Source organism: Thermococcus coalescens, from assembly GCF_055392585.1.
In genome coordinates this window covers 812,792-825,845 of record NZ_AP043764.1, presented here as the reverse complement: position 1 = coordinate 825,845, position 13,054 = coordinate 812,792, and the positions used below count along the sequence as shown (strand labels likewise).

The 13,054-nt window shown below is 55.6% G+C and carries 15 protein-coding genes; 14 read left to right on the top strand and 1 reads right to left on the bottom strand.

Translation table 11 applies throughout. The features are described 5' to 3' along the window. Positions 1 to 119 precede the first annotated feature (119 nt). The 4 genes from ACZ5M3_RS04690 (at position 120) to ACZ5M3_RS04675 (ending at position 2,359) form a co-directional block, all read left to right on the top strand. The gene (locus ACZ5M3_RS04690) at positions 120 to 695 is read left to right on the top strand and encodes a hypothetical protein (protein ID WP_464840497.1); all 576 of its coding nucleotides are present in this window, start codon (positions 120 to 122) and stop codon (positions 693 to 695) included. Between the two features lie 9 nt (positions 696 to 704). Next, positions 705 to 1,232 carry a hypothetical protein gene (locus tag ACZ5M3_RS04685; RefSeq protein WP_464840496.1) on the top strand — a complete coding sequence of 176 codons (528 nt, stop codon included), beginning with the start codon at positions 705 to 707 and terminating at the stop codon, positions 1,230 to 1,232. A 74-nt stretch (positions 1,233 to 1,306) separates the two neighbouring features. Further along, a complete protein-coding gene (locus ACZ5M3_RS04680; RefSeq protein WP_464840495.1) occupies positions 1,307 to 1,822 on the top strand; it encodes a YkgJ family cysteine cluster protein in 516 nt (171 codons plus the stop codon). A gap of 30 nt (positions 1,823 to 1,852) precedes the next feature. Further along, positions 1,853 to 2,359 carry a PUA domain-containing protein gene (locus ACZ5M3_RS04675; protein WP_464840494.1) on the top strand — a complete coding sequence of 169 codons (507 nt, stop codon included), beginning with the start codon at positions 1,853 to 1,855 and terminating at the stop codon, positions 2,357 to 2,359. 35 nt (positions 2,360 to 2,394) lie between these two features. Here ACZ5M3_RS04675 and speD read toward each other — a convergent pair whose 3' ends face one another. Continuing rightward, positions 2,395 to 2,826, bottom strand: a complete 432-nt coding sequence (gene speD, locus ACZ5M3_RS04670; RefSeq protein ID WP_464840493.1) for an adenosylmethionine decarboxylase — start codon at positions 2,824 to 2,826, stop codon at positions 2,395 to 2,397. Positions 2,827 to 3,157: 331 nt separating this feature from the next. Here speD and ACZ5M3_RS04665 point away from each other — a divergent pair, with 331 nt between their 5' ends. From ACZ5M3_RS04665 to ACZ5M3_RS04620, 10 genes are all read left to right on the top strand, one after another. Then, the gene (locus ACZ5M3_RS04665) at positions 3,158 to 4,075 is read left to right on the top strand and encodes a protein translocase subunit SecF (protein WP_464840492.1); all 918 of its coding nucleotides are present in this window, start codon (positions 3,158 to 3,160) and stop codon (positions 4,073 to 4,075) included. Then, complete coding sequence (locus ACZ5M3_RS04660; RefSeq protein ID WP_464840491.1) at positions 4,072 to 5,595, top strand: preprotein translocase subunit SecD; 1,524 nt, start codon at positions 4,072 to 4,074, stop codon at positions 5,593 to 5,595. Before ACZ5M3_RS04665 ends, ACZ5M3_RS04660 begins: the two co-directional genes overlap by 4 nt. Further along, on the top strand, positions 5,595 to 6,287 hold the full coding sequence (locus tag ACZ5M3_RS04655; protein ID WP_464840490.1) for a potassium channel family protein: 693 nt from the start codon (positions 5,595 to 5,597) through the stop codon (positions 6,285 to 6,287). The genes ACZ5M3_RS04660 and ACZ5M3_RS04655 overlap by 1 nt, the downstream gene beginning before the upstream one ends. A gap of 146 nt (positions 6,288 to 6,433) precedes the next feature. Then, complete coding sequence (locus ACZ5M3_RS04650; protein WP_464840489.1) at positions 6,434 to 6,745, top strand: V-type ATP synthase subunit H; 312 nt, start codon at positions 6,434 to 6,436, stop codon at positions 6,743 to 6,745. Between the two features lies 1 nt (position 6,746). Beyond that, positions 6,747 to 8,723 (top strand): V-type ATP synthase subunit I, encoded by a 1,977-nt coding sequence (locus tag ACZ5M3_RS04645; protein WP_464840488.1) that lies wholly within the window; start codon positions 6,747 to 6,749, stop codon positions 8,721 to 8,723. A 15-nt stretch (positions 8,724 to 8,738) separates the two neighbouring features. Next, positions 8,739 to 9,227 carry a V-type ATP synthase subunit K gene (locus tag ACZ5M3_RS04640; protein ID WP_088181426.1) on the top strand — a complete coding sequence of 163 codons (489 nt, stop codon included), beginning with the start codon at positions 8,739 to 8,741 and terminating at the stop codon, positions 9,225 to 9,227. A gap of 40 nt (positions 9,228 to 9,267) precedes the next feature. Continuing rightward, a complete protein-coding gene (locus ACZ5M3_RS04635) occupies positions 9,268 to 9,879 on the top strand; it encodes a V-type ATP synthase subunit E (RefSeq protein WP_464840487.1) in 612 nt (203 codons plus the stop codon). A 5-nt stretch (positions 9,880 to 9,884) separates the two neighbouring features. Next, complete coding sequence (locus ACZ5M3_RS04630; protein ID WP_464840486.1) at positions 9,885 to 10,985, top strand: V-type ATP synthase subunit C; 1,101 nt, start codon at positions 9,885 to 9,887, stop codon at positions 10,983 to 10,985. Continuing rightward, positions 10,982 to 11,290, top strand: a complete 309-nt coding sequence (locus ACZ5M3_RS04625) for a V-type ATP synthase subunit F (RefSeq protein WP_464840485.1) — start codon at positions 10,982 to 10,984, stop codon at positions 11,288 to 11,290. The genes ACZ5M3_RS04630 and ACZ5M3_RS04625 overlap by 4 nt, the downstream gene beginning before the upstream one ends. Positions 11,291 to 11,296: 6 nt before the next feature. After that, a complete protein-coding gene (locus tag ACZ5M3_RS04620) occupies positions 11,297 to 13,054 on the top strand; it encodes an ATP synthase subunit A (protein WP_464840484.1) in 1,758 nt (585 codons plus the stop codon).

Here is a 13,054-nt window from a genome sequence, read left to right as displayed (position 1 = left end):
AGGTATTTTCTTCTTCCCCGGCTTTGGTTTATTCCCCTCATCCGGTTCGTTGGAAAAACCTTTTCTCGTCAGTAAAACTTTTAAACACTGATGGACAACTATGTGCTGAGGTGGCCTGAATGGGCAAAAGCCGTAAGCCGCGGATATCCTACGAGACAAGCTTCCGGGCCAAGGTTCTCGTCCTGGCTCTCATATTTGGCATCGTCATATTCATGATAGTGTATTACCCCCTGCTGAGCCATCAGGTCAACCCCTGGGGGGTTGCGGCGCCCAAGGGGCAGATCGTCCTTGCCCAGAACTTTACTCTCGGTTCCGTGAACTACACCAACGCCGTCCCGGTAACGTCCCAGAACAACATACTCGTGCTCAAGGGCAACGACGACGCCGGGGATAAACTGACCATGAAGATGACAACTCCCGGATGGTGCATCGACGTCTGGGTGTGGGGAGGCTCATCGAAAGGCTGGCAGCAGAAGTACGACTGCGCCAGGGAGGTTCAGCTGAGCCAGTATGCCTTCAAGAGGATTCCAACCCACGAGGCGAAGGAAATACTCTACTGGTACCTTGAAACCGGCTACGTTATAGTCTTCCACAAGGAGGGTTCAGTTCAGAACTACGAGCTGGTCAACTTCACGGTCACCTACGGTGGGGAAACCGACTGGGGGGCGTTCAAGGTCTCCCTTGAAAGGTCGTGAGGTGATTCCATGCGGATTTCTTATGAGACGGCGTTCCGGCTCAAGGTTCTCTTCATAGTCCTCGTTTTCGGTATTCTCATCTTCAGGATAGTCTACTACCCGCTCCTCACCCACAAAACCGTGCCCTACGGCGTTGCCGCCCCGAAGGGACAGATTCTCCTGCTTGAGAACATAACACTGGGCAACTACACCTGGGAGAACGCTGTGGACATGCAGAACCACCTCATACTGAAGGGCAGCGAGGACTACGGGGACTCCGTGTTCCTGGAGATTCAGACGCCCGGCTGGTGTGCGGACGTTGCCTTCTGGGATGGACAGAAGTTCATCGTGAGCGAGAGGTGCGTGAGGAAGCTGTCGATCTCCAAGTACTTCTTCGTGGTAACTTCGGCCTTCTACTGGTACGTGGAGCCCGGTTATCACCTGATCTTCTACAAGCCCGATGGAAAGCCTGAGAAGTACGAGCTGGTCAACTTCACGGTGACCTACGGCGAGAAAACCGACTGGGGGGCCTTCAAAGTCGCCTACGGAAAAAGTTAGGGTATTAAAACCTGCTTTCCTATTTTTGCCGGTTCTTCCGATGCATTTTTAACCGGTCTCATAGATGGGATTCCATGAGGTTCGAACCGAGACCTTTCAGTGAGCCGGTGTCCTTCAGGTGCCTCTACTGCCTTGACTGCTGCAGGGGGAGGCACGTGTATCTGACGCTGAGGGACATAGAGGGAATAGCAAAGGCCGGCCACGACCCGCAGGAGTTCGTGACCTTCTCAGTGGAGGGGGGTAAAATCCGCTTCGTTCTCGCGGTCAGGGAGTGGGATCTGGGCTGCGTCTTCCATGACCCGGAAACCGGGAAGTGCAGGATTCACAGGGTCAATCCGATAATCTGCAGGATATATCCTTTCATGGTCTCGCGAAGGCCCCTCGGCGTTGAGGGTGAGAAACCGTTTCACTACAAAGGCCAAGAACTATGGCTCTACTACGACGAGAGCTGTCCCGGAATAAACGCGGAGGAGCCGGAGGTTGAGATAAAACCAGAGGAGATAGCGGAACTCGGCCTGGAGTTCGAGAGAGAGTTTGATAAAACTGACATGGATGGCTTTGTGACGTTGCTTGGTGGACTTGATGGCTAACCTTTTAAGGCCTCCCTCGATGTCTGGAACATGGAGCAGGAACTCCGCTACCGGCGCGCTTCAGCCTGGGAGTACGATTTAATCCTCCGCGAGGCCGAGAAGTACGGCGAGCTCAGGCATCATTTTTTTGCCGTCGTCGAGGGAAAGTTCCGCGACGTTTACGCCGTGAACGAGAGTCTGTGGCGGGAGATTGAGCGAATGGAGGTTAAGCCCTACGCCTACGGAACCTTCATCGGCACGATAAAGGTCGATAAAAATCTCGTGGAGAAGTTCTATCCCAACGTGGAGTTCTTCTACTTCGTGAGGGTTGAGAGGAACTACGCTGTTCTCAGTCCAAAGGCGGGATTCCTCTTCACGACGGGGAAGGACGTCCCGAGGGGCGGTGTGAGGAGATACCTCTGGCAGGGCACGAAGAAGCTGGTGGTCTACGACGAAAACGGTGTTATCCTCGGCATAGGCAGGATAAACCCAGATAGCAAGAGGAAGTTCATCCTGAACGTTACCGATGTTGGGGAGTTCATAAGGAGAAAACGCTAATCGGGCAAGGGAGGTATAAGAGAAAGAATCCGGCTTCAGCCATTCTCGTTGTTCTTCCTTTCGAGCTTCTCCTCCCAGGTGAGTATCATGTGGGTGAATGTCTCGTCTTCCTCCTCTATTCCGCGCTTTATCTCGGAAACGTGGGCGTACTGGGCGCGGAGCTTGTCGAGGATGTAGTCGACGGCCTTCTCCGGATCGGCGGTGGTTCCGCAGGTGTAGACGTCCAGGGCGGCGTAGCCCTTCTCCGGCCAGGTGTGTATCGAGATGTGGCTCTCGGCGACGATGACCATTCCGCTGACGCCGGTGGGAGAGAACTTGAAGAAATAGCTCGCTTTGACCTCCATTTTACCGACCTTGGCTGCTTCCAGGAATATCTCTCTTATCTTGTCAGCGTTACCGAGGATTTCGGGATCGCAACCAGCGGCCTCAACAACGTAATGGAACCCGATCGTCTCTATCTCAGCCATGGCTCTCACCTCTTGTTGCTCCTATTACGAACCCTTTTTAAAGTTAAGCCCTAAAGCGGGGAACTGTGAACAGGCCGTTTTGGTGTTGAACTGCTCTGAATTGGTCTAGAATTTATTGAGCGGTGGTGTCCTTCCCGTTATGAAAATTTTCCAAAAGCTCGTGGAGGATTCTCCACAATTCCGATTTGAAGGCTCTTTCATGGATTAAGCCCCTTCTGCGCCCAGTTTAATCCTGCTCACCGGTGACCTTTTTTAGGCGTGAACCACTAATTTTAAAACTCATACCTCCAACTAACGACAAGTTTACTAAAACTCACGAAGGGGTGAAGGTATGTCGAAGCCTAAATCAAAGGCAAAGCCCACGGCAGGGGATGCCGTGAGGGCGAAGAAACGGGAAAAGCTGAGCTTCCTCGCAAGGATGGAATACAGGAAGATGATAATGTACCCGCTCGCGGTCTTCGTGATAGCCCTGATGCTTCTCGCGGTCAACTTTCCAACGCTGGGGATAGACCTCAGGGGCGGTGTCGTGGTTACCGCCTACGGAGTTAACGCGAATCCCGATGAACTGGCCAAGTACATAGGCGATAAAATCGGCGTGGAGGTTAGGGTCGAGAGCTTCACCGGTGTCGAAACCAGCGGTGTCAGGGTGTACGCTCCCACAGGCACCGACCCGCTCAAAATAATCGACGTCATGAAGGAGAGATACCCGGACGCTGAATACACTCACAGTGAGGTGCAGCCGACCTTTGGAGAGATAGCCCAGCAGCAGGGAATAAGGGCGCTGGTGTTTGCATTCCTCGCCATGGCTGTCGTGGTCTTCCTGTTCTTCAGGAACCTGGTGCCGTCCCTCACGATAATATTCTCCGCACTCTCGGACATGACGATAGCCGTTGCCCTGATGGGCATCTTCGGAATCGAGCTCACCACCGCCACGATAGCGGCACTGCTCATGCTCATAGGTTACACAGTCGACAGCAACATACTCCTGACGACCAAGCTTCTCAGGAGAAAGGAGGACTCAATAGACAAAGCCTACCTCTCGGCCGTTTCGACGGGCTTCACCATGAGCACCACGACGCTCGGTGCCCTGCTGATCCTCTGGATAATCTCGACCTCACAGACCATAGACAACATCGCCATAGTCCTCATCTTCGGTCTGCTCGCCGACTTCATGAACACGTGGATTCTCAACGCGGGCGTGCTCAAGTGGTACCTCACCAGGGAAGCTGTCAGGGGTGGTAAAGCATGAAGAGAAGAACCAAAAAGCTCCTCCTGAACTGGAGGATAATCCTGCTCACGCTCTTCCTCATCGGCTCGATAGCGACCCTTGCCCTCAAGCCTCTTACGTTTGGTATTGACATAAGCGGCGGTGTTGCACTCGTTGCCCAGACAGAACATCCCGTCGACACAAAGACCATGCAGCTCGTCGTTGATTCACTGCAGAAGAGGCTTAACACCCTCGGTCTTAGGGACATAACCGTTGAGGCCCAGGGAGACCAGATAGTCCTCATTAAAGTTGCCAACGTTACCTCCCCGGAGGAGGCGAATCAGATAAAGAGCGTCATCGAAAGCCAGGGTGTCTTCTACATGGAGTTCACGGGTACGATCTTTGGAACTGGCAACGACGTTGAGTACGTTGGCATCTACAAGATAAATCCCGACAACAGCTGGAGTGTTCCATTCAGGATCTCCAAGGCCGCCGCCGAGAAGTTCGCCGAGCTCGCCTACGGCAAGAAGGGCTGGCCAGTTGACATGTTCCTTGACCCACCGGTCAACTCCCTGATGGTCGTTCCTGAGAGCGTTTACAAGGCTATGAACAGCTCGGAGTTCAACGCCGAGGCCCCGGAGGCACCGACGCTTCTGGAGAGGGTCACCAAGGCCTTCAACATAAGCGTCGTCGCCTACGCCAACCAGAGCGCCGACGAGATAGCCAAGCTTGCCCAGGGCAAGGACAAGATCGTTCTCGTTGACGTCCCGCAGGAGCTTCAGACCCAGCTTGAGGGAATGAACCTCACGGTAAGGTACGTTCCGAGGGCCCAGGGTGAGAGCGACCACGCGCTCATAGTCAGGGTTCTTGGCCTCTACGGCCCGTACTCCCTCGGCGAGGGCTTGACCGTTGGACAGCCACAACAGGACGTTCAGATAACCGGAAGCGCCCCCGACAGGCTCACGGCCGAGCAGGAGGCGAGCACCATATACACCGTTCTTAAGAGCGGTTCGCTTCCCGTCAAGCTCAGCGTCGTGGGAATGGAGTTCATATCCCCGAGGCTCGGTGAGGGCTTCAAGAATCAGGCCCTCTACGCCGGAATAGGCGCCCTCATAGCGGTGCTCCTCATCGTCTACTTCCACTACAGGAAGTGGAGGATAGCCATACCGGTCGCCTCTACCAGCCTCTTTGAGGCGATAATCATCCTGGGCTTCGCGGCGCTGATCAAGTGGAACCTCGACCTGCCCAGTATCGCCGGTATTATCGCGGCCATAGGTACTGGTGTCGACCAGCAGATAGTCATAACCGACGAGCTCCTCGGGGGAGAGAAAACCACCAGGATAAGCAGGCGCTCAAGCATGCTCAAGAGAATGGGGAGGGCGTTCTTCGTCATCTTCGCCTCGGCGGCAACGACGATAGCGGCCATGAGCTTCCTGCTGGTCTACTTCGTCGGAACGCTCAAGGGCTTCGCCTTCACGACGATACTCGGAGTGCTCATCGGAATCCTGATAACCAGACCGGCCTACGCTGAAATAGCCAAATACCTCCTCGGTGAGGACTGATGTTCGTCGTGATAATGGGTGCCGGAAGGGTCGGCTTCCTGGTCGCCAAGATGCTTGAGGAGGAGGGACACGACGTAACCATAATAGAGATGGACAAGGAGCGCGCCAAGGAGCTCTCCCTCCTCATCAATGGTCTGGTCATCGAGGGCGATGCGACCGACCCGAAAACGCTGGAAGAGGCCAACATAAAGCAGGCGGATGCCTTTGCAGCCTTAACGGGCAAGGACGACGCCAATCTGCTTGCCTGCATACTGGCGAAGCACCTCAACCCGAAGATCAAGACGTCGCTCAGGATAAGCAACCCTCAGAACAGGCGCATATTCGAGGAGGTCACCGACCTCAAGCGGTACTTCGACTTCGTGATCTCACCAGAGGAAATAGCCGCCGAGTACATCAGCAGGAACATAGTCACGCCGGGCTTCGACCGCGTTTTGTTCCCGAAGGAAGGCGCTGAGATAGTTCGCTTCAACATCAACGGGGACAGCGAGATAGCGGGCAAGCTGGTCAAGGATCTGAAGCTGCCGAGGGACGCGCTCATGGTGGCGGTTTACGACGACAAGGGCAACCTGCTAATCCCATCGGGCGATACCAAGCTTCCGGAGAGGGGACAGGTCATAATCTTCGCCAAGAATAGTGTTCTCGACGACGTGAAGAGGCTTTTGGAGAAGAAAAAACCCAACAATGAAAGTTAATATGACATTTTTTTCAACTTTCGTGTTCATTTTTGTTCCTTCCTCGTCATATCCACGGTTCACAGGCCAAAAACTATTTAAACCGATTAGGGAAGCCAAAGGTGGCGTGAGGATCACCTGTTTTCGGTGTCATTGGGGGGCTAATCATGGAGGACGTCATCAAGCAGATTGTTGACGCGGAGAAACAGGCTGAAGAGAGGATCGAGAGGGCCAAGGAGGAAGCCAGGGAGATAGTCCTCAAGGCCCGTGAGGAGGCCAAACTTCTCGAAAGGAGCATAGTTGAGGAGGCCGAAAAGAACGCCGAATCCCTCATTGAAAAAGCCCGCCTTGAGGGGGAGGAGGAAGCGAAGAAGATACTTGAGGCGGGAGATTCCGAGATTGAGGAGCTCAAGGTCAAAGCCACCAACAACTTCGAGAAGGCCATCTCCGCGGGAATAGCGCTCGTGAGAGGGAGCTGAGATGTTCAAGCCTGAAGAGATGGTCAGGATAGAGGTCATCACCCTTAACCGGTACAAGGACAGTCTTCTGACGTACCTCCACGAGAACGGTGTGGTGGAGATAAGGGAGCTCGACGTCACGATTGCACAGAAGGACTCCCCAAACGAGTACCACAGAAAGGCCGCTTCGTACAGCATAACCATTTCGAGGCTCGCTGACTTTCTTAAGGCCTACAGAAAGTCCACGGGAGGAGGCATCAAGGAGTTCATATTCCCGAAGGAGAAGGAGAGAAAGAGGTACCGGTACGAGGGGATAGAGAGGCTCATAAAGGACGTTGAGCGCTTTCTGTCCACGGTTGAGCCTGAGATAAAGGCCGTTGAGGGCAAGATAACCGCCACCCAGACGGAGATAGAGAGGATAAAGGGCGACATAGCGATACTGGAGCTTCTCTCGGTTCTCAACATCGACGTGTCCTACCTCAAATCAACCGATATGCTCGAAATCGTCGTTGGAACCGTTGACAGGAACAGGTTTAAGCCCCTTGTTGATGAGGTCACAGAGGCCACGGAGAAGAGGGCAGTTATAGTTTCAAAGGAACTGAAGGACAAGGTTTTGGCGGTCTTCGTCTTCCTTAAGGCCGATTACGACAGGGCAAACCCAATCCTGGCCAAGTACTCCCTTGAGAGGCTTGAGGTTCCCGAGGGGGAGGGGACGCCGAGGGAGCTCATAGCCGTCTATGAGGAAAAGCTCCGCGCCAAGGAGGAAGAGCTTGAGAGCGCCAAGAAGGACGCGGAGATGCTGGCGGAGAGGTACTACGAGGACGTTGTCTTCTACCAAGAGCTTATGGAGAACGAGCGCGACAAGTCAACTGTACTGCCGATGCTCGCCAGAACGAACATGACCTTCGCCTTGACCGGCTGGCTTCCCAGGAGCGACGTTCCGGGGGTTCTGGACGGCATCAAGAGGGTGACCAACGGCACGGCCTACATCAACATCAGGGAGCCAACCGAGGAGGAGCTCGATGAGATTCCAATAAAGCTCAAAAACCCCCGCTGGGCCAGGCCCTTCGAGATGCTCACCGAGATGTACGGCGTTCCCAAGTACAACGAGATAGACCCCACCCCGATAATAACGTTCACCTATTCCTTCTTCTTCGGCTTCATGCTCACTGACTTTATGTACGGTCTCATAATAGCGATAATAGCCGCGCTCCTCGTCAAGGGGCACAGGAAGTTCAACGACGGCACCTACAAGTTCGCCTACACCCTGCTGATAAGCTCCTTCTTCACCATGGCGATGGGCGTCATCTTCGGCAGCTACTTCGGCAACGCCCTTGACCTTGCAGGATTCACTGTCCCTCGCGTCTGGGACACCTTCCAGGATGCCCTCGTGGTGCTCCAGCTCGCTCTGGCCATAGGCATAGCCCACCTCTTCACCGGCTACACCGTCGGCTTCATAGTCAAGCTCAGGAACGGCGAGATAAAGGATGCTGTACTCGACCAGCTCTCGTGGATGCTCATAATACTTGGAATAACCTTCCTGTTCCTGGCGGGCAGGGATCCGGCGCTGAGCATGCCAGGTAAGGTGCTCTTCGGCGCTGGTCTGGTGCTGTTCATACTCAGCGAGCTCAAGAACGGTGCACTGGCGGCTCTCCTGGTCATCTCCGACTTCTTCGGCTTCGTGGGCAGCTGGCTCAGCTACGCAAGGCTCATGGCACTCGCTTTGGCGACCGCGGGAATCGCGATGGTCGTCAACATACTCGCCCAGATGGTCTGGGGCGTAAGCATCGGCCCCGTTCCCATAGGCATAGTCATTGGAATCATACTGTTTGCCGGCGGCCAGCTGTTTTCGGTCGCCATCAACGCCCTCGGAGCGTTCGTTCACTCGCTCCGTCTTCAGTACGTTGAATTTTTCGGAACGTTCTACTCAGGTGAAGGTAAACCCTTCCGGCCCTTCAGGGCAAAAAGAGAAGTATCCGAGTTGGAGTTTGAAGCTTAAGGAGGTGCATGAAAGATGGACCCGATAGTTTACGTATCCCTCGGTGCGGCCCTTGCCGCAGGAATAGCTGGAGCAGCTTCGGCCTTTGGTGTCGGTATAGCCGGTGCCGCAGCGGCCGGAGTCGTCGCCGAGGATGAGAGGAACTTTAAGAACGCCCTCATCCTTGAGGGTCTGCCAATGACCCAGAGTATATACGGCCTCATTACCCTGTTCCTCATCCTGATGGTCTCCGGAATCCTCGGTGGCGGCTTCAAGTTCACCGACCCGACCAACATGGACAACATCGTTAAAAGCGCCATCCTCCTCGGTGCAGGATTGACCGTTGGCCTTACCGGCCTCTCGGCAATACCCCAGGGAATCATCGCCAGCGCCAGCATTGGTGCGGTTGCCAAGAACCCGAAGACCTTCACCCAGGGAATCATATTCTCCGCTATGGCGGAGACCATGGCAATCTTCGGTCTCGTCGGCGCTCTGATCATGATAGTTACCGGAGTCGGTTTCTGACTCCCACAAACTTTCTTTATGGCAACGAGGAGGAAGGAAGATGGATGGAGCAGAGCTGATCATTCAGGAGATAAACAGGGAAGCGGAGCAGAAGATACAGTACATACTCAGCGAGGCCCAGAAGGAGGCGGAGAGGATTAAGGAAGAGGCGAGAAAGAGGGCCGAAGCGAGGGCTGAGTGGATACTCAGGAAGGCCCAGACCCAGGCGGAAACGGAAAAGCAGCGCATAATAGCCAACGCAAGGCTTGAGGTCAGAAAGAAGCGCCTTGAGGTTCAGGAAGAGCTCATCCAGGAGGTAATAACCGCCCTCAGGGAAAGGCTCGCGGAGCTTTCCGAGGAGGAGTACTTCCCGATGCTCATCGACCTCACCGTTAAGGCCCTTGAGGAGCTCGGCGGGGAGGCCTGCCTTGTCCGCTCCAACGAGAAGACCTTGAAGCTGCTTGAGAGCAAGCTGGGGGAGTTCAGGAAGTCTGTCGCGGCAAGGCTCGGAAGGGACGTTGAGATAAGCCTCGGTGAGCCGGTATCGACCATAGGCGGCGTCATCGTTGAGGCCCCCGACGGCTCTGTTAGGGTCGACAACACCTTCGAGGCCAGGATAGAGAGGTTTGAGGGTGAACTGAGGGCAGAGATAGCCAAGGCTCTCTTCGGGTGAGGTTAATGGAAGCAGGAGCCGTAAGCGGGATCCTCAACACGACGCTGGCTGTAGTATTCGTGTGGGTGGGATACAAGACGGCCAGGATAGTGTGGAAGTACACCCCCTATTCATACCCCAACGCAAGGATAAAGGCCATGGAGGCGAAGCTCCTCACCGAGCAGCGCTTCAACGAGCTAGCCGAGAGCAGAACGTTGCAGAACTTCGTCGTCAGCCTGGAGGACACCGACTACAAGGACTACCTCACCAACGTTTCGACCTACACCATCGAGGAGATAGAGAGGGCCCTGGAAAAGGCCCTTGCCGGAACCTACGAGCTGATGATTAAGATCCTCCCGAAGAGGGTTAACCCGTTCTTCAGGCTCATGCTTGAGGAGTGGGACGTCAGAAACATAGCCAGCGTGGTCAAGGCCAAGTTCGCAGGCGAAGTTGCGGGCGACTACGTCATGGAGATAGGCCCAATGCTCCCCAAGGTCAAGGCCATGGCAGAGGCAAAGACCATGGAGGAGATACTCGTTATCCTTGAGGGCACTCCCTACGAGGAACCCTACCAGAGGCTGCTCCTCGGGGAGATATCGCTCCAGGAGTTCGAAACCGAGCTCTACAGGATGCACTACGGAAAGCTCCTTCGCTATGCCCTCTCAAAGAAGGACGATGAGCGCGTCATCCTTGAGGAGTTCGTCAGGCTTAAGATCGATAGGACCAACATCCTTACAGTCCTCAGGGCGAAGTCAGCCGGAATGACCGCGGAGGAGATAAGACCGCTGGTAGTTCCGGGGGGGAGCATAAAACTCGACCCGCTCCTCCACGTCGACGACCTGAGCATGGCTTTAGCTGAGCTCGATTCCACCAAGTACGGAAAGGTCATCAGGGACGTCAGGGAGGACGTCGAAAGGGATCTCAGCGTCCTTGAAAAGGCCCTTGAGAGGCACATCCTTGAGAGGATGAACGAGCTCAACAGGTTCTACCCGCTCAGCGTCGCTGCACCGCTCAGCTACGTCCTCCAGAAGGAGAGGGAAGTGCGGAAGCTCAGGGCCATAGCGAAGCTCATCGAGGACGGGGTTCACCCTGAGAGGATAAAGGAGCTCGCGGGTGATGTTGCATGAAGATAGCCGTGCTTGGCGACAAGGACACCGCGCTCGGTTTCAGGCTGGCCGGTGCCCATGAGGTTTATTCCTTTGACGACACCCCGCTTGATATGGAGAGGCTCCGGAACAAGCTGAAGGAGCTCGTCGAGAGGGACGACATAGGAATAATCCTGATAACCGAGAGATTCGTTCAGAAGGTTGAACTTCCGGAGGTTACCCTTCCAATCATCCTTCAGGTGCCGGACAAGTCCGGCTCCAGGCTTGGTGAAGAGGCGATCAAGGAGATAGTTAGAAGGGCAATTGGTGTTGAGCTGAAGAGGTGAAGGGAAATGGGAAGGATAATTCGCGTTACCGGTCCGCTCGTCGTTGCCGACGGAATGAAGGGCTCGAAGATGTACGAGGTCGTCCGCGTCGGCGAAATGGGGCTGATAGGAGAAATCATCCGCCTTGAGGGTGATAAGGCCGTTATCCAGGTCTATGAGGAGACCGCGGGCATAAGACCGGGTGAGCCGGTTGAAGGAACCGGCGCTTCACTGAGCGTCGAGCTCGGTCCCGGACTGCTCACCGCTATGTACGACGGTATTCAGAGGCCGCTTGAGGTTCTCAGGGAACTGAGCGGCGACTTCATAGCGAGGGGTCTCACCGCCCCGGCCCTGCCGAGGGACAAAAAGTGGCACTTCACCCCGAAGGTCAAGGTTGGAGATAAGGTCACCGGCGGCGACATCCTCGGTGTCGTCCCCGAGACCAGCATCATCGAGCACAGGGTTCTCGTTCCCCCGTGGGTCGAGGGAGAGATAGTTGAAATTGTCGAAGAGGGCGACTACACCGTCGAAGAGGTTATAGCCAAGGTCAAGAGGCCCGACGGCAGCATCGAGGAGCTCAAGATGTACCACCGCTGGCCCGTCCGTGTCAAGAGGCCCTACAAGAGGAAGCTTCCGCCCGAGGTTCCGCTCATCACCGGCCAGAGGACGATAGACACCTTCTTCAGCCAGGCCAAGGGTGGAACGGCGGCAATTCCCGGCCCGTTCGGTTCGGGTAAGACCGTCACCCAGCACCAGCTCGCCAAGTGGAGCGACGCACAGGTCGTCGTCTACATCGGCTGCGGCGAGCGCGGTAACGAGATGACGGATGTGCTTGAGGAGTTCCCGAAGCTCAAGGACCCGAAGACAGGAAAGCCGCTCATGGAGAGGACGGTGCTCATAGCAAACACCTCGAACATGCCTGTTGCTGCCCGTGAGGCGTCAATCTACACCGGGATCACCATCGCCGAGTACTTCAGGGACATGGGATACGACGTGGCCCTCATGGCTGACTCAACGAGCAGGTGGGCGGAGGCGCTCCGTGAGATTTCTGGCCGTCTTGAGGAGATGCCCGGTGAGGAGGGTTACCCGGCGTACCTCGCGAGCAAGATAGCTGAGTTCTACGAGCGTGCGGGCCGTGTTGTTACCCTCGGAAGCGACGAGAGGATAGGCAGTGTTTCCGTCATTGGAGCCGTCTCGCCGCCCGGTGGAGACTTCAGCGAGCCGGTCGTTCAGAACACCCTCCGTGTCGTCAAGGTCTTCTGGGCGCTTGATGCCGACCTCGCGAGGAGGAGGCACTTCCCGGCCATCAACTGGCTCAGGAGCTACTCGCTCTACCTCGATGCCATCCAGGACTGGTGGCACAAGAACGTTGACCCCGAGTGGAGGAAGATGCGCGACCAGGCCATGGCGCTCCTCCAGAAGGAGGCGGAACTGCAGGAAATAGTCAGGATAGTCGGTCCCGACGCTTTGCCGGACAGGGAGAAGGCGGTGCTCATAGTCACCAGGATGATACGTGAGGACTACCTCCAGCAGGACGCCTTCGACGAGGTCGACACCTACTGCCCACCGAAGAAGCAGGTAACGATGATGAGGGTCATCCTCAACTTCTACGAGAGGACCATGGAGGCCGTTGACCGCGGTGTTCCCGTCGACGAGATAGCCAAGCTGCCGGTCGGGGAGAAGATAGGCCGTATGAAGTTCGAGCCCGAGATAGAGAAGGTCGCGGCGCTCATCGATGAGACGAACGAGCAGTTTGAGGAGCTCTTTAAGAAGTACGGAGCGTGA